Below are 16,488 nucleotides of genomic sequence, written 5' to 3' on the forward strand. Positions count from 1 at the left end.
TACGCGCGGCCCGGCGCGCCGGGTTCGATCGGCGACCGTTCCCGGGCTGCACTTCGATCTGGCCCGTTGCCGCCGCGAGCGCGCCGGCAACGGGCCCCCGCGGTTCTCCCGGGTGGTCGTCGCGGGCACGCTGATCACGTCCGGCACGGTGCTCCTCCTCGGCCTGCCGGGGCGGGAGTCGGTGCTGACCCCGCGCCGGCTGCTGGACGGGGACGCCGGGTCGCGGCTCACGGCGGGCTGGTCGGTGACCTGCCGCTGGACGCCCTGCACTGGGACCGGATGGTCGTCCCGACGCGGGCCGTCACGAGCGTCCTGGTGCGTCCGGTGGAGGAGCGGCCCCCGCCGCGCGCGACCGCGTTCCGGGGCGTCCCCTCCCGGCACTCGGCGCCGCGCCTGCAGCTGTCCGACCAGCTCACGATCCTCGTCGAGCAGTGCTACGAGCACCGCTGCGCGCCGCGCCCGCTGGCGACGCTGCTCGTCCTGCAACTGGTGGTGATCGCGCTGGTCGGCGCGGTGACCAGCGCGATCACCTGATCGTCACACGCGGCTCGGCGACCGCTCGGCGCGCCACGCCGCGAGCAGCTCGCGCAGGGCCTCCTCGTAGCGGGCGACGTTCGCCGTCTTGACGTCCTCGTAGCCGCGGATCATGTCCGGCAGCTCCGCGATCCGGACGGCGAGGTCGAGCCGGCCCGCGCCGGAGCCCGTGCCGAGCCCGGCGGCCAGCTCGTCCACGACGGCGACGTAGCCGGTGACGAGGCGGCGCTCGGCGCGGCGCTGCGCGGTGGCGCCGAACGGGTCGAACGGCGTGCCGCGCAGCCGCCGCATGGCGCGCAGCGCGCGGAACGCCGGGCGGGCCGTCCGGCCGAGCGCGATCTTCCTGTCCATCCCGAACGCGCGCAGCAGCGGCGGGTGCAGCATGTACGCCATGCGGGAGCCCGGCCCGAACTGCTCCTCGACCCGCCGCGCGAGGCCGGGGTCGAGGTGGAGGCGGGCGACCTCGTACTCGTCCTTGTAGGCCGTCAGCTTGTACAGGTTGCGCGCGACGGCGACCGCGAGGCGCCCCCCGTCCGCGCCCGCCTCCCGTTCGGCGCGGTCGACGCGCAGGACGGTGTCGAGGTACCGCCTGGCCAGCGCCAGGTTCTGGTAGGCGGCGAGGTCGGGGACGCGGATCCGCAGCACGCGGGCCAGCTCGCCGTCCGCGCCGGACGCCTCCACCAGGTTCATCGCGGCCGGTGCGGTCGCGTCCAGCGGCCTCGCGGCGGCGGCGACGGTGGCGGGCTCGGCGGGCTCGGTCGCCCAGTCCGGTTCGAGGACGAGCCGCCGCCCCGCCCGGAACGCCTGCACGTTCGCCTCGACCTGCACGCCGTTCAGCGCGAGCGCCTCCTCGATCGCCTTCGCCGACAGCGGCAGCAGCCCCGACTGGTACGCGGCGCCGACCACGACGAAGTTGGCCGTCGTCGTGCTCCCGAACCAGCGTTCGGCGAGCGCGAGCGCGTCGAGCGCGACCAGGCGGTCCGCCCGGGTACGGCCGGCGATCCGCTTGACGAGCGACGCGCTCGGCGGGAGCGACGCCGCCGTGTCGGCGACCATCCGCCCGGTGGGGACCTCGCTGGTCGACACGACCGCCGTGGTGCGGTCCGGCGCGCAGCGGCGCAGGTTCGTCTCGGACGTCCCGGCGAGGGAGTCGAACACCAGGTAGGCGTCGGCGCCGCCCGCGCCGACCATGCCCGGACGGTCCCGGTCGGCGGGCCCGATCCGCAGGTGCGACACGACCGCGCCCGCCTTCTGGCTCAGTCCGGTCTGGTCGAGCGCGCGGGCGTGCAGGCCGTCGATCAGCGCCGCCGTCGCGAGGACCTGGTTGACGGTGACGACGCCGGTGCCGCCGATGCCGACGAGCAGGACGTCCGCCGACCCGGGCCGGGACGCGGGCTCCGCCGGCTCCCCGATCGGCGGCGGCGACGGCCGCGCCTTCTTCTCGCCCGGGACGACGGTCACGAACGAGGGGCAGTCGCCGTCCACGCACGAGTAGTCCTTGTTGCAGGACGTCTGGTTGATCTGCGTCTTGCGCCCGAACTCGGTCTCGACGGGCTCCACGCTGAGGCAGTTCGACTTCGCGCCGCAGTCGCCGCAGCCCTCGCACACCGACTCGTTGATCAGCACGCGCGTCCGCGGGTCGGGCGCGAGGCCCCGCTTGCGCTTGCGGCGCGTCTCGGCCGCGCACGCCTGGTCGTACAGCAGCACGGTCACGCCGGGGACCTCGCGCAGCTCCCGCTGGACGGCGTCGAGGTCGTCGCGGTGCCGCACTTTCACGCCGGGCGCCCAGTCCGTGCCGCGCGGGTAGCGGGACGGGTCGTCCGCCACCACGGTGATCCTCGCGACGCCCTCGGCGTGCAGCATCCGGGTGATCGCGGCCGGGTCGGAGCCGCCGTCGGCGTCCTGCCCGCCGGTCATCGCGACCGCCGCGTTGTAGAGGAGCTTGAAGGTGATGTTCGTGCCGGCGGCGACGGCCTGCCGGACGGCCAGGCTGCCGGAGTGGAAGAACGTCCCGTCGCCGAGGTTCTGGAACATGTGCGCGGTGTCGCTGAACGGCGCCGCGCCGACCCACATCGCGCCCTCGCCGCCCATCTGGGTCGTGCCGATGCTGCGGTCCTGGAAGACCGTCATCACGTGGCAGCCGATGCCGCTCGCCGCGATCGACCCGTCCGGGACGACCGTCGACCGGTTGTGCGGGCAGCCCGAGCAGAAGTACGGGGTGCGCGCCGCGTCCGGCGGCAGCAGGGTGATCGCGGGCTTGCGGGGCCGCAGCGCCGCGTCGCGCAGGTCGAGGTGCTCCGCGCCGACCCGGTCGGCGAGGAACCGGGCGAGGGCCGCGGCGATGCGGTCCGCGTCCAGGCCCCCGTCGGGCGGGACGAGGGCGCCGCCGGGCCCGTTCTTCCCGTACACGGCGGGACGCTCCGCCAGGTCGTAGAGGACGTCCCGGATCTGCGTCTCGACGAACGCGCGCTTCTCCTCCACCACGACGATCTCGCGGAGGCCGCGCGCGAACTCGCGCACCCGGCCGGCGTCCAGCGGATAGATCATGGCGAGCCGCAGCAGCCGGACGCCGCGCCGCGCCAGCGCCGCGTCGTCCAGGCCGAGCCGGTCGAGGGCCTCGCGCAGTTCGAGGTAGGTGCGCCCGGCGGCGACGAGGCCGACGGACGCGTCCGCCGCCCCCTCGATCCGGTCGAGGCCGTTCGCGGCGGCGTACGCTGTCGCCGCCTGAAGCCGGCCCTGCAGGACCTCGGTCTCCAGGGACGTCGTGTCCTTCAGGTCGACGCCCGGCCTGCGCGTCGGCCTCCACGGGCGTCCCCGCCACGTGAACTCCGGGAGCACCGGATCGGGGACGGGCTCCGCGGTCACGGTCTCGTGCGAGTCGGCCACGTCGGTGACGACCTTGAAGCCCGTCCAGGCCCCGCTGAACCGGGACATCTCGAACCCGTGCCGTCCGAGCCGCAGCACGTCGCCCACCGACGCGGGCACGAGCACCGGCATGAACGCCTCCGCGAGCGCGCCCTCCGTCGCCGACGGCAGCGTGGACGACTTCGCGGACGGGTCGTCGCCGACCACCGCCAGCACCCCGCCCCGCGCGGACGTGCCGAGCCAGTTCGCGTGCTTGAAGGCGTCCAGCGAGCGGTCCACCCCGGGCGCCTTGCCGTACCAGAGCCCGAAGACGCCCTCGTACCGGGGGCCGGGCAGATGCTCGACGAGCTGCGACCCGTAGACGGCCGTCGCCGCCAGCTCCTCGTTCACCCCGGGCACGAACCGGATGCCGCTGCCCTCCAGCAGCTTCGCGTCCCGCATCAGCTGCTGGTCGAGCCCGCCGAGCGGCGATCCCCGGTACCCGGAGACGAACCCGGCGGTCGTCCAGCCGCGCCGGGCGTCCGCCCGCCGCTGGTCGAGCAGCAGCCGGACGAGCGCGTGGACGCCGCCGATCGCGATCCGGCCGCGCTCCAGCTCCAGCCGGTCGCGGAGCGGGGAGGAAGAAACGGTGGTGCTCATGCTTGCATTGAGCCCATTTCGCTGAGCGGTGTGCAAGATGATGGGACAATACTTGAGCAGATTGCTCAAGTCAGAACCGAGTTACCTGCCGGAGCTGAGCATTGTGACGCGTACCACCCTCCTCGACCTCCAGATCCTCCGCCGCCTGGTGGAGCAGCCCCGCATCGGCGTCACGGAGCTCGCCGCCAGGCTCGGCATCGCCCGCAACACCGCGCACGCCCGCGTCGAGCGGCTCGAACGCGACGGCGTCATCGGGCATCGCGGACGCGAGGTCGACCTCGGCGCCATCGGCTTCGAGCTGACGGCCTTCGTCACCCTGGAGGTCGCGCAGGGCCGGCTCCGCGAGGCGGCCGTCGCCCTGTCGGCGATCCCCCGCGTCCTGGAGGTCCTGGGCATCACCGGCCAGGGCGACCTGCTCGTCCGCGCGGTGGCGCCCAACGGCAAGCAGCTGCACGAGGTGATCGACTCGATCCTCGCCTGCCCCGGCGTCCGCCGCAGCACCACGTCGATCGTCCTGACGCATCAGGTGCCCTTCCGCGTGGGCCCGCTCCTAGAGGATGAGGAGAGGCGGGCCCGCGCCAAGGACCGCAAGGCGGACGCCTGACGGGCCGCCAGTGCTCGGCCGGCGCCCGTGCGATCTCCTGCGCGGCGGCGTAGGCGCCCCGCACGGCGTGCTTCCGGCTGAGCGGGCTCCCGCTCGTCCACCGCCGCGTCGGTCACCCGGACCAGCACGTTGCGGCCCGGAAGACGGTCAGAGGTGGGCCCGGACGCCCGCGGCGATCTCCAGGTCCTCGCGGGCCTCGATCACGAGGGTGCGGACGGAGGCGTCCGGCGCGGTGACGTCGGTGTCGCCGTCCGCCCCGTCGTTGCGGGACGGGTCGATCGAGACGCCCAGGTAGGAGAGGTCCTCGGCGAGGCGCATGCGGACGGACGGGTCGTGCTCGCCGACGCCGCCCGTGAACACCAGCGCGTCGAGGCCGCCGAGGGACGCGGTCATCGCGGCGGCGCAGGCGCGGAGCCGGTGGTGGTAGACGTCGAGGGCGGCGAGGGCGTTCGCGTCCCGCGCCTGGGCGAGTTCGCGGACGCGGCGCATGTCGCCGCTGCCGGTGAGGCCGCGCAGCCCCGAGTCGCGTTCGAGGGCCCGGCCGACCTCGTCCGGGTCGAGGCCGTGCTTGATCAGCCACAGCGGGATGCCCGGGTCGATGCTGCCCGCCCGGGACGCCATGACGAGGCCCTCCAGGGGCGTGAAGCCCATCGTCGTGTCGACCGAGCGGCCGTCGCCGACGGCGCAGAGGGACGCGCCCGAGCCGAGGTGGCAGATCACCATGCGGGGCGGGACCGCGCCGAGCAGCTCGCCCGCGCGGCGCGTGGCGTAGGAGAACGACAGGCCGTGGAAGCCGTAGCGGCGCAGGCCGTACCGCTCGCGCCATCCGGCGGGGAGCGCGTAGGTCGCGGCGGCGGCGGGCAGCGTCGCGTGGAAGGCGGTGTCGAAGCAGGCCACGGCCGGGACGCCGGGCAGCGCCGCGGTGATCTCGGCGAGGGCGTGCAGGGACGCCGGCTGGTGCAGCGGCGCCAGGTCGGCGAGGCGGTGCAGGCGCTCGGTGACCGCCGCGTCGACGCGGACGGGAGCGGTGTAGTCGGTGCCGCCGTGGACGAAGCGGACGCCGATCGCGTCCGGCCGCGGCATCCGCGCCACCACGTCCGCCATCTCGTGGCCCGCGCCGGACTCCTCGGCGAGGAGCGCGTCGCCGGGGTCGAGCAGGCTCACCTTCAGGCTGCTCGACCCGGGGTTGACCGTCAGGACCCGCATCGGTCCGGCCCCCTCCCTAGTACGGCCAGGTCCAGTCGCTGACCTCCGGCGCGTCCTCGCCGTGCTCGCGCGTGTAGGCGCGCATGGCGAGACGCTGGTCGGCCATCCGCTGCCGGACGTGGGCGACGCGCCCGCCGAGGGACGGGACGCGGTCGATGACGTCCATGACCAGGTGGTAGCGGTCCAGGTCGTTCAGCATCACCATGTCGAACGGCGTGGTGGTCGTCCCCTCCTCCTTGTAGCCGCGGACGTGCAGGTGCGCGTGCCCGGTGCGTCGGTACGTCAGCCGGTGGATGAGGTACGGGTAGCCGTGGAACGCGAAGACGACGGGCTTGTCGGTGGTGAACAGGGCGTCGTACTCGCGGTCCGGCATGCCGTGCGGGTGCTCGCTGGGCGGTTGCAGCCGCATGAGGTCCACGACGTTCACGACCCGGACGCGCAGCTCGGGGAAGAGGCGGCGCAGCATGTCGGCGGCGGCGAGCGTCTCCAGCGTCGGGATGTCGCCCGCGCAGGCCAGCACGACGTCCGGATCCTCGCCGTTGCCGGTGGAGGCCCACTCCCAGATGCCGATGCCGCGCGTGCAGTGCGCGATCGCGGCGTCCATCGGCAGCCAGTTCAGCGCGGGCTGCTTGCCCGCGACGATCACGTTGACGTAGTCGCGGGACCGCAGGCAGTGGTCGCCGACGGACAGCAGCGTGTTCGCGTCCGGCGGCAGGTACACCCGGACGATCTCCGGCTTCTTGTTCAGGACGACGTCGAGGAAGCCGGGGTCCTGGTGGGTGAAGCCGTTGTGGTCCTGCCGCCACACGTGCGACGAGAGCAGGTAGTTCAGCGACGCGATGGGCAGCCGCCACGGCAGGTGCCGGGTCACCTTCAGCCATTTCGCGTGCTGGTTGAACATGGCGTCCACGATGTGGACGAACGCCTCGTAGCTGTTGAACAGCCCGTGCCGCCCGGTGAGGAGGTAGCCCTCCAGCCAGCCCTGGCACAGGTGCTCGCTCAGCACCTCCATGACCTGGCCGGACGGCGCCTGGTGCTCGTCGGTCGGGAGGATCTCGCCGGCGAAGGCGCGCTCGGTCACCTGGAAGACGTCCCCGAGCCGGTTGGACGCCGTCTCGTCCGCGCCCATGATCCGGAAGTTGGACGGGTTGGCCTTCACGACGTCGCGCAGGAACGTGCCGAGCGTCCGGGTGGGCTCGGTGAACGTCGTGCCGGGCTTGTCGACGGGCACGGCGTAGTCCCGGAAGTCGGGCAGGGCGAGCGGCTTCAGCAGCAGGCCGCCGTTCGCGTGCGGGTTGGCGCTCATCCGCCGCGTGCCCTCGGGGGCGAGGGCCCGCAGCGCCTCGGCGGGCCGCCCGTCCTCGTCGAACAGCTCGTTGGGACGGTAGGAACGCAGCCACTCCTCGAGCTGCGCGAGGTGGTCGGGGTTGTCGCGCACGCCCGCGAGCGGCACCTGGTGGGAGCGCCACGTGTTCTCGACCGGCAGCCCGTCGACCTCCTTCGGGCCCGTCCAGCCCTTCGGCGACCGCAGGATGATCATGGGCCAGCGGCGCCGCCCGGACGTGCGCCCCTCCCGCGCGTCGCGCTGGATGCCGGCGATCTCGTCGAGCGCCTGGCCGAGCGCCGCCGCCATCTTCCGGTGCATGGAGGCGGGCTCGTCCCCGCTCACCAGGAACGGCCGGTACCCGTACCCGTCGAACAGCTGGACGAGCTCCTCCTCCGGGATCCGCGCCAGCACCGCCGGGTTCGCGATCTTGTAGCCGTTGAGGTGCAGGATCGGCAGGACGGCGCCGTCCTTCACCGGGTCGAGGAACTTGTTGGAGTGCCAGCTCGCCGCGAGCGGCCCGGTCTCCGCCTCCCCGTCCCCGACGATGCACGCGACGACCAGGTCCGGGTTGTCGTACGCCGCCCCGAACGCGTGCGCGAGCGAGTACCCCAGCTCGCCGCCCTCATGGATGGAGCCGGGCGTCTCGGGCGCCACATGGGACGGGATGCCGCCGGGGAACGAGAACTGGCGGAACAGCCGGCGCATGCCCTCGGCGTCCTGCGACACGTCCGGGTACACCTCGCTGTAGGTGCCCTCCAGCCACGCGTTCGCGACCGCCGACGGGCCGCCGTGCCCCGGCCCCATGATGTAGATCATGTCGAGGTCGCGCGCCCGGATCGCCCGGTTGAGGTGGGCGTAGCAGAAGTTCAGGCCGGGCGAGGTGCCCCAGTGCCCGAGCAGCCGCGGCTTGATGTGGTCGCGGTCGAGCGGCTCCCGCAGCAGCGGGTTCGCCAGCAGGTAGATCTGCCCGGCGGACAGGTAGTTGGCGGCTCTCCAGTACGCGTCGATCGCCCGTACCTCGTCGTCGGACATCACGGACTCGGCCATGGCGCGTTTCCCTCCGGTGTCGGTCCCCGCCTCAGGAAGATCACGTCCCCAGCATGGACGCGATCAACCGTCGCGGAAAGCCCATCACGCGGGGCGATGGCGCGCCCAGAGCCGAAGGTCCCGGACGCCCCCGGCACCGGCCGCGCTCGGCGGCCGGCGCCGGGGGCGCCGCGACAACAGGGCGGACGTCGACCGGTTACAGGGGCGGAGTCCCGTACGGGCTCCGCCCCGCCCCCCAGCGAACCGGTGGGAGCGCCTCCACTGGGCGCTTCGGAGCCTGCCGCCTACTCGCGCGTAGGTTCACGGGTCCGGGCGTCCCGTCGGCGGGCGGTAGGACGCGTGCGACGAGCGGCTCACGCAGAGCGACGGAACGGGGACGGAAAGCCACGAATGGAACAGCGGTTTGTCTCCGGCGGCCCCCGGTGTGCTAGGTAGGTCGATACGGCAGGTCACAGAGGAGGCGGCATGGGCGGATTCTTCACCGGGCGGACGCTGGCGGACATCGGGGACGGCCTGCGTTCCGGGAAGGAGACGGCGCTGGACCTGGTCGCGCGCGCCCTGGAATCGGTCGACCCCGGCCTGAACGCCTTCGTGACCCTCGACCCGGAGGGCGCCGAAGCCGCCGCCCGATGGGCGGACGAGGAGCGGGCGTCCGGCATCGACCGCGGCCCGCTGCACGGCGTCCCCGTCGCGGTGAAGGACATCATCGACGTCGCCGGGCTGCCGACCGGCATGGGTTCGGCGCACTTCGACGGCCATGTGGCCGAGGAGGACGCGGTGTGCGTCACGATGCTCCGCGACGCCGGCGCCGTGATCGTCGGGAAGACGGGCACGCAGGAGTTCGCGTTCGGCGGGACCGGCGACGTGTCGGCGAGCGGTCCCGTCCGCAACCCGCACGACCGGGACCGGATGTCGGGCGGGTCCAGCAGCGGCAGCGCCGTCGCGGTCGCCGCCGGCATGGTCCCGCTCGCCGTCGGCACCGACACCGGCGGGTCCGTGCGCATCCCGTCGGCGTTCTGCGGCATCGCCGGGTTCAAGCCCGCGTACGGCGCCATCCCCTCCGGCGGCGTGTTCCCGCTGTCGCGCTCGCTGGACCACGTGGGCGTCCTCGCCGGATCCGCCGCCGACTGCTGGACCGCCTACCGGGCCATGACCGGACCGGCGCAGGCCGCCCCGTCGCCCGTGGACGCGAGCATGCCGCACGGCCGCGCCGCCTGGATCGAGCCGCCCGCCGCCGACCCCGAGGTCGCGCGGACCGTCCGGGCCCTGTTCCCGGACGCGCCCGCCGAGCCGCTCGACTTCGCCGGGCTCCGCGAGGTGTTCATCGCGATCGAGTTCAGCGAGGCCTATGACGTGCACGCCGAACGCATCGCGGAGGCGCCCGGCCTGTACCAGCCGGCGACGCTCGGACGGCTGGAGGAGTCGGGCCGCATGCCGGGCTGGCGGCTCGTCCGGGCGCTGCGTGAGCGGGAGCGCTACGCGCGGGAGATCGCGGAGCTGCTGGACCGCTATGACTACCTGGCGATGCCGACCATGCCGATCACCGCGCCCGAGCTCGGCGCGACCGAGGTCGAGTTCGGGCCGCTGACCGCGCTGCTGGTCAGCCTCACCTCGCCGTGGAACGTGCTGGGCCTGCCGGCGCTGAGCGTCCCCGCCGGAACGGTCCGCGGCCTGCCCGTGGGCGCGCAGCTCGTCACCCGGCGCGGCGCCGAGGGCGTGCTGTTCGACGCCGCCGCGCGGCTGACCCGGGAGACCCCCTAGAGGTAGAGGCCGAAGAACTCCTCCGGGTGCTCCAGCAGCGGCGGCAGGTCGTCGGCGGTCAGGGTGATCAGCTCCTGCCGCGTCGGCGGCCCGCCCGGCGCACCGCCGGTCTCCTCCCCGTCCTTCGGCCCGTCCTGCTTCCTGGCGGCCTGCTCCTTGCGGGCGTGGACGGCGGCGGACGCCACCCGGTCCGCCTGATTGGCGACGGCGACGTCCAGCATGTTGCGCATCAGCCGGCCGTTGCCGAAGGACGCGCCGCGCGGAGCCCCGCGCAGCATCGCCCGCAGGACGTCCTCGGTGCCGGCCTCCAGCTCGAACCCGTCCGCGGCGGCGAGCTGCCCGAACACCGTGATCAGCTCGTCGTCGGTGTAGTCCGGGAAGTGGATCTGCTTGGGGAACCGCGAGTCCAGGCCGGGGTTGGCGGCGAGGAACTCCGCCATCTCCTGCTGGTAGCCGGCCACGACCACCACCAGGTCGTCGCGGTGGTCCTCCATGAGCTTGACCAGCTCGGCGATCGCCTCGTGCCCGTAGTCGCCCTTCAGCGGCGACTGCGTCAGCGTGTACGCCTCGTCGATGAACAGGACGCCGCCGAGCGCCCGCTCGACCAGCCGGCGCGTGCGCGGCGCGGTCTGCCCGATGTACTCGCCGACGAGATGGGCGCGGGACGCCTCCACGAGGTGCCCCGACGACAGGACGCCGAGCCGCTTGTAGATGCGGCCGAGCAGCCGCGCCACCATCGTCTTGCCCGTCCCCGGGTTGCCGGTGAACACCATGTGCCGGGTCGGCGGGGTGATCTTCAGCCCGTTCTCGCTGCGCAGCCGCGCCGCGTGCGTCCCGGCGACGAGCAGCGCGATCTCGTGCTTGACGGTGTCGAGGCCGGTGAGGTCGTGCAGCTCCCTCAGCGGGTTCCCGGCGGCCCGCGAGACGTCCAGCGTGCCGGGGATGTCCTGCTTGCGGACGACGAGTTCGGCGTCCGCCGCCTCGTCCGGCCCGAGCCGCGCCCGCACCGCCGCGACGACCTGGTCGGCGAGATGCGGCGCGAGCCGCGCGTTGCGGAGCGTCTGCATCGGCGGCGTCGCCTCCAGCAGCGCGCCCGCCGCCGCGACCGCCTGCCGGGTGCCGCGGGCGCCGCGCGCCGCCAGCGCGCGGCGGAACAGCTCGGCGTGCCCCCGCTCGGTGAACGGCCTCGTCCGCGCGATGCGGAACAGCTGCGGCAGGACGGGGTTGATCTCCCGGATCCGCTCCTCCCCGCCCGCGTTGCACAGCGCCACGAGATGCAGGTCGGGGTGGACGGCGAGGAGCCGGTGCAGCTCGGCGGCGAGGGCCTCCCCGTTGCCGGGGTCGGTGACGATGCCGTCCAGGCCGTCGACGACGAGCAGCCGGTCGCCGGCGCAGTCGCGGGCGTCGGCGTGCAGCCGGGCGACGGCGTCCGGCAGCCGCTGCCCGGCGAACAGGTTGTCGGTGACCCAGTGCGGGTCGCGGCCGAGCGCGAGCGCCTTCCCCAGCTCCTGCGCGGCGTCGCGCTTGCCGGTGCCGTCCGGGCCCGCCAGCAGCAGCCGGACGGGCTCGGCGCCGCGCGTCAGCTCGTCCAGCGCCGCGGACACCTCCGGCTGCTCCACCAGCGAGGTCGCGAGGTCGGCCCGGACGGCCCGGCCGCCCTGGGCCGCCGCCCCCGCCCCGCCGGCCGCGCCCGCGGGGGAGACGCTCCGCAGCGTCTCGGTCAGCGGGTTCACGACGCGGCGGCGCGGCGCGTACAGGCGGCGCAGGTCCGTCTGGAACTGGCCGACGGGGATCCACTCCGCCTTCGGGAACCACGGGTCGCCGGGCAGCCCCTGCACGATCGCGACGAACCGCATCGCCATGTCGAGCCAGCCCCGGCACGCGTCCGCCGCCCCGGCGACCAGGGCCCGGACCAGCCACGCCCGCGTCCGCTCCTGCCACGCGCCCGCCTTGAAGTCGCGGCGCTCCCCGGCGAACCGCTGCTGCATCTCGGCGTAGCGGTCCTCGCCCAGCGCGACCGCCAGCTCCGCCGGGACCTGCTCCATGCTGCCCTGCAGGAGCAGATGGATCAGGTGGACCTCCACGCTCTCGTCGCGCGGCGCCACCTCCGTCAGGTGCTCGTAGGACGCGAGCAGCCCCGCGCACACCCATTCCAGGTAGCCGACCGGGCCGAGCAGCTCCGGCACCGCCGCCACGATGTCTTCGCCGGCGTGCGCGTGCCAGTGCTCGCGCAGCTCCGCCTTCGGCAGCCCGACCTCGCACTCGGGCGGGTCGTCGTAAAGCCGCAGCAGCGCCTTGCGGCGCTCCTCCAGCGGCTCGATGCCCTCCAGCACCGACAGGCAGTCCCGCGCCAGCTCGATCGCGAGGCCCCGGTCCGGCGCCTCGATCAGCCAGTCGACCGGCGGACGCCACCGGCCCCCGGGCGCGTCCCAGCGGGTCATCCGGGTGCTGAGCGGGCCCGGCGTGACCAGGTGCCGGTGCAGCAGCCGCTCCGGCAGCTGCGACCACGAGCCCGCCTTGATCGCGCCGCCGCCCGGCAGGAACGCCAGCATGCCGAAGATCTCCGCCGTGACGAGCGACGCCGGCAGCGTCAGCAGCTTGTGCTCGTCGGTGGTCAGCTCCGCGGCCCGCGGATCGGCCGCCAGCCCGTCGATCCGCGCCGAGATCTCCTCGAACAGGCCGTCCGGGACGCGCCACGGACCATGCGAGTAGACGTCGAGCACCGGCTCGTCGGTGAGCAATAGCTCCAGATGCTCTGGCAGCCGCAAAGAACACTCCCCAGGACAGTCAAAACCGGGGTACAGCCTATGTATTGCCGGGGAGTGCTGGCTTAGCGGTCACGCCGTTAGGTGATATCGGATGCGACACGGCCCCCTGACCTCACGCTCGGCGGAGGGACTCCACGGCGAGCCGCGCCGCGGTGCCGATCACGGCGTCCGCCCGCGGCAGCACGGCCGCGGACAGCGGGGAGCGGGTGAAGACCGCCACGGCGTACCGGGCGCCGTCGGGGTATTCGACCGCGCCGACCTCGTTGCGGATCGTCGGCAGGGTGCCCGTCTTGCCGCTCACCACGACGTCGTCGTAGGGGAAGCCGGACGACAGCCGGTGCGGCCACACCTGCAGGCCGAGCAGCCGCCGCATCGCCGCGCAGTGCTCCGGGGGAGCGGCCTCGTCCCGCCAGATCTGCGCCAGCAGCCGGGTCATGTCGCGGGGCGTGCTGCGGCTCGTGCGGGACGGGTCGAGGGCGCGCAGCCGGCCGCGGACGCCGGGCTCGTCCAGCCGCGCCCACACGTCCGCGAACGTGTCCGCGCCGGCGTCCGCGAGCAGGCTCTCGTGCAGCTCGCGTCCGCTGACCTCGACGACCGTGCCGCGCAGTCCGAGCGCGGCGGCCGCCGCGTTGACCGCGTCCCGGCCGACCCGGTCCAGCACGGCGTCGGCGGCGGCGTTGTCGCTGACGGTGATCATCAGGCAGGTGAGGTCGCGCAGCGACATGCGCACCTCGTCCAGCAGCGCCGACACCCCCGTCGGCCCCGCGGTGCGCTCCCGCGGCGACAGCGTCACCTGCTCGGCCGGGTCGAGCAGCCCCGCCGCCGCCCGCCGGTGGAACGCGACGAGCAGCGGCACCTTGAACACCGACGCGAGCACGACCGGCTCGCCCGCGCGGACGGCGACCTCCCGCCCCGTGTCCATGTCGGCGACGTGCAGGAACCCGGTCACGCCGGCCGCCCGGAACTCCTCCTCGATCCGCTCCACCACATCGCTCATGCCAGGAATCCCGACGACGGCCGGGGCACGACCCGGCGGACCGGGACGGCGTCCAGCGGCGCCATGCCGGCCTCGCGGCACAGCACGGCGGTCGCGGCGGCGGCGAAGTCGGCGATCGCGCGGGCGTGCTCGGGATCGCGGGTCCGCCGCCACGCGCACGACGTCCGGGCGGCCAGCGGCTCGCCCACCAGCGGGCGCCACGTCACCCCGGGCGCGTCGCCGGCGCGCGGGACGAGCGACACGGCCGTCCCCGCGAGGACGAGCCCGAGCGCGAACCGCGGATCCCGCGCCTCGTGGACGGCGGTGGGCGCGTACCCGTGGCGGCGGCAGCCCGCGAGCAGCTCGTCGTGGGCGCCCGGCGCCTCCTCGCGCGGGAACACGACCAGGTCGCGGCCGGCGAGGTCGGCGAGGTGCACCTCGGGGGACGCGGCGAGGCCGTCGCCGGCGGGCAGCAGCACGCCGAGCGGCCGGCCGAGGACCGGGCCGAGCTCCAGGCCGCGGGAGTCGCACGGATGCCGCACCACCCCGGCGTCCAGCGCCCCGTCGGCGAGCGCGCGGAGCTGCTCGGCCGTCCCCGTCTCGCGCAGGTCGAGCCGCAGGTCGGGGCGGCGGTCCCGGAACGCGGCGATCAGCGCGGCGAGGACCCGGCCGCCGAGGTCGCTCGGCAGGCCCGCGCGGACGGCGCCGACCTCGCCGAGCCGGGCGCGCTCGGCGACGGAGTAGATGCGGTCCACGCGGGTGAGGATGTCACGGGCCTCGTCCAGCAGCAGCCGCCCGGACGCGGTCAGCTCCACCTTCCGGCTGGACCGGTCGAACAGCCGCACCCCGAGCTCGCGCTCCAGCCGCTGGACCCGCTGGCTGAGCGGCGGCTGGGCCATGCCGAGCCGCTCCGCCGCGCGGCCGAAGTGCAGTTCCTCGGCCACGGCGACGAAGCACCGCAGATGCCCGACGACGTTCACGACCAGGGATGATATCGATTCGGATATGTCTGTGACATTAATATCAATCTTGGACTTTTCGGGCGGCGGCTGATGTCCTTGTGCCTCCATATCAGGGGGAAGGGAGTTCGACGATGCGCCGATCCCGTGTGCTGACCGTCGCCGCCATCGCGGTGGCGGTCGTGATCGTGGGGGCGGGGACGGTGTGGTTCCTGCGCGACGGAGCCGACCCGGAGGACGCCGCCAAACGCTACGTCGCGGCCTGGAGCGGCGGCGACCTCGCCGCGATGAAGGCGCTCACCGACGGCCCGCCCGCCGACTTCGAGCAGCGGCTCACCCGCATGCGCGACGACTTGGGCGTCACCGCGCAGCGCTACACCGTCGCCTCCGTGGGCGACCCGGACGGCGGCAGGGCGGGCGGTTCCTACACCGCCGAGCTGACCCTCGCCGGCGACCGGAAATGGACCTACGAGGGGGCGCTGCCGCTCGTCGAGCGGGAGGGCGAGTGGCTCGTCCGCTGGTCGCCGGAGCTCGTGTACCCGGAGTTGAAGGAGGGGCAGCGGCTGCGCGCGTCCCGTGCCTGGCCGGACCGCGCCGCCGTCCTCGCGGCGGACGGCGGCGACCTGAGCTCCTCGCCGTCCGGGTCCGCGCGGCAGCTCGCCGGGCCGGTCGGCGCCGCCTCGCAGGACGCCGCCGAGAAGCTCGGCGCCCCCTACCGCAAGGGCGACCCCGTCGGCGCGGACGGCCTGCAGCGGCAGTACGAGCGGCGGCTCGCCGGCACGCCCGCCCTCGCCGTCCAGATCGTGGACGCCGACGGCGCGGCGGTGAAGACGCTGAAGCGGTTCGGCGGCACCGACGGGCAGCCGGTGCGGACGACGATCGCCCCGAAGGCGCAGGCCGCCGCGGGCAAGGCGCTCGCCGGGGTGGACAAGCCCGCGTCCATGGTGGCGCTGCGGGCGTCCACCGGCGAGATCCTCGCCGTGGCGAACAAGCCCGGCGGCTACAACCGGGCGCTGATGGGCCAGTACCCGCCCGGCTCCACGTTCAAGGTCGTCACCGCCGCCGCGCTCGTCGCGGGCGGGGTGTCCCCGTCCACGAAGGTCGGCTGCCCGGCCACCACCAGCGTCGGCGGCCGGTCGTTCCACAACTACCAGCACGAGGACTTCGGGACGGTCCCGTTCCGCGAGGCGTTCGCGCACTCCTGCAACACCACGTTCGCGCGCCTCGCCGTGGACAAGCTGGGCGAGAAGCGCCTCGCGCAGGTCGCGGGCCAGTTCGGGTTCAACGCCCCGATCATCGCCGGGCTGCCCGCCGTCCGGGCCGCCTTCCCCGGCAACAAGGACGAGACCGCGTTCGCGTCCGCGTCCTTCGGGCAGGGGCAGGTGCTGACCAGCCCGCTCAACATGGCGAGCGTCGCCGCCGCCGCGGCCGACGGGACCTGGCGGTCGCCCCGCATCGTCGACGCCGCCCTCGCGAGCCAGGCCGCCGACGCCGGGGGCCGCAAGCCGGAGGCGCCGAAGAAGCTGGAGCCCGCCGTCGAGAAGGCGCTGCACGCCCTGATGCCGGCCGTCGTCAGCGAGGGCACCGCGTCCGGCGTCGGCTTCCCGTCCGGCACTGCGGGCAAGACCGGGACCGCCGAGTACGGCTCGGGCAAGAACCCGCCCACCCACGCCTGGTTCATCGGCTACCGCAAGGACGTCGCGTTCGCCGTCATCGTCGAGGGCGGCGGCACCGGCGCCGAGGCCGCCGCCCCCATCGCGGCGGCCTTCCTCAAGCAGATGCGTTGACCTGCGGCGAGTTGT

The 16,488-nt window shown here is 74.4% G+C and carries 10 protein-coding genes; 4 read left to right on the forward strand and 6 right to left on the reverse strand.

What is annotated here, in order from left to right; genetic code table 11:
- The first annotated feature begins 279 nt into the window (after positions 1 to 279).
- Entirely contained in the window at positions 280 to 534 is a 255-nt protein-coding gene (locus SM611_RS19665; protein ID WP_371951245.1) for a hypothetical protein, read from the forward strand.
- Between the two features lie 3 nt (positions 535 to 537).
- On the opposite strand, the gene SM611_RS19670 is transcribed toward SM611_RS19665, so the two are convergent.
- Positions 538 to 4,038: an indolepyruvate ferredoxin oxidoreductase family protein gene (locus SM611_RS19670; protein WP_371951246.1), complete on the reverse strand. Its 3,501-nt coding sequence runs from the start codon at positions 4,036 to 4,038 to the stop codon at positions 538 to 540.
- 103 nt (positions 4,039 to 4,141) lie between these two features.
- On the opposite strand from SM611_RS19670, the gene SM611_RS19675 reads away from it, so the two are divergent.
- Positions 4,142 to 4,642, forward strand: a complete 501-nt coding sequence (locus SM611_RS19675) for an Lrp/AsnC family transcriptional regulator (protein WP_371951247.1) — start codon at positions 4,142 to 4,144, stop codon at positions 4,640 to 4,642.
- A gap of 147 nt (positions 4,643 to 4,789) precedes the next feature.
- Here SM611_RS19675 and SM611_RS19680 read toward each other — a convergent pair whose 3' ends face one another.
- Entirely contained in the window at positions 4,790 to 5,848 is a 1,059-nt protein-coding gene (locus SM611_RS19680; protein WP_371951248.1) for an acetate/propionate family kinase, read from the reverse strand.
- 16 nt (positions 5,849 to 5,864) lie between these two features.
- On the reverse strand, positions 5,865 to 8,222 hold the full coding sequence (locus tag SM611_RS19685) for a phosphoketolase family protein (protein ID WP_371951249.1): 2,358 nt from the start codon (positions 8,220 to 8,222) through the stop codon (positions 5,865 to 5,867).
- Between the two features lie 465 nt (positions 8,223 to 8,687).
- On the opposite strand from SM611_RS19685, the gene SM611_RS19690 reads away from it, so the two are divergent.
- The gene (locus SM611_RS19690; protein ID WP_371951250.1) at positions 8,688 to 9,983 is read left to right on the forward strand and encodes an amidase; all 1,296 of its coding nucleotides are present in this window, start codon (positions 8,688 to 8,690) and stop codon (positions 9,981 to 9,983) included.
- Here the strand turns inward: SM611_RS19690 and SM611_RS19695 are convergent.
- The 3 genes from SM611_RS19695 to SM611_RS19705 all read right to left on the reverse strand — a co-directional run bounded on the left by SM611_RS19695 (position 9,980) and on the right by SM611_RS19705 (position 14,707).
- Positions 9,980 to 12,751 (reverse strand): AAA family ATPase, encoded by a 2,772-nt coding sequence (locus tag SM611_RS19695; RefSeq protein WP_371951251.1) that lies wholly within the window; start codon positions 12,749 to 12,751, stop codon positions 9,980 to 9,982. The genes SM611_RS19690 and SM611_RS19695 overlap by 4 nt on opposite strands.
- Before the next feature lie 112 nt (positions 12,752 to 12,863).
- Positions 12,864 to 13,748: a serine hydrolase gene (locus SM611_RS19700; protein ID WP_371951253.1), complete on the reverse strand. Its 885-nt coding sequence runs from the start codon at positions 13,746 to 13,748 to the stop codon at positions 12,864 to 12,866.
- A complete protein-coding gene (locus SM611_RS19705; protein WP_371951255.1) occupies positions 13,745 to 14,707 on the reverse strand; it encodes a LysR family transcriptional regulator in 963 nt (320 codons plus the stop codon). The genes SM611_RS19700 and SM611_RS19705 overlap by 4 nt, the downstream gene beginning before the upstream one ends.
- 113 nt (positions 14,708 to 14,820) lie before the next feature.
- Here SM611_RS19705 and SM611_RS19710 point away from each other — a divergent pair, with 113 nt between their 5' ends.
- Positions 14,821 to 16,473, forward strand: coding sequence for a penicillin-binding transpeptidase domain-containing protein (locus SM611_RS19710; protein WP_371951257.1), 1,653 nt, complete (start codon positions 14,821 to 14,823; stop codon positions 16,471 to 16,473).
- Positions 16,474 to 16,488: the final 15 nt, after the last annotated feature.

Origin of the sequence: Actinomadura monticuli, from assembly GCF_041463655.1 — a bacterium.
In the GTDB taxonomy this organism is placed as follows: domain Bacteria; phylum Actinomycetota; class Actinomycetes; order Streptosporangiales; family Streptosporangiaceae; genus Spirillospora; species Spirillospora monticuli.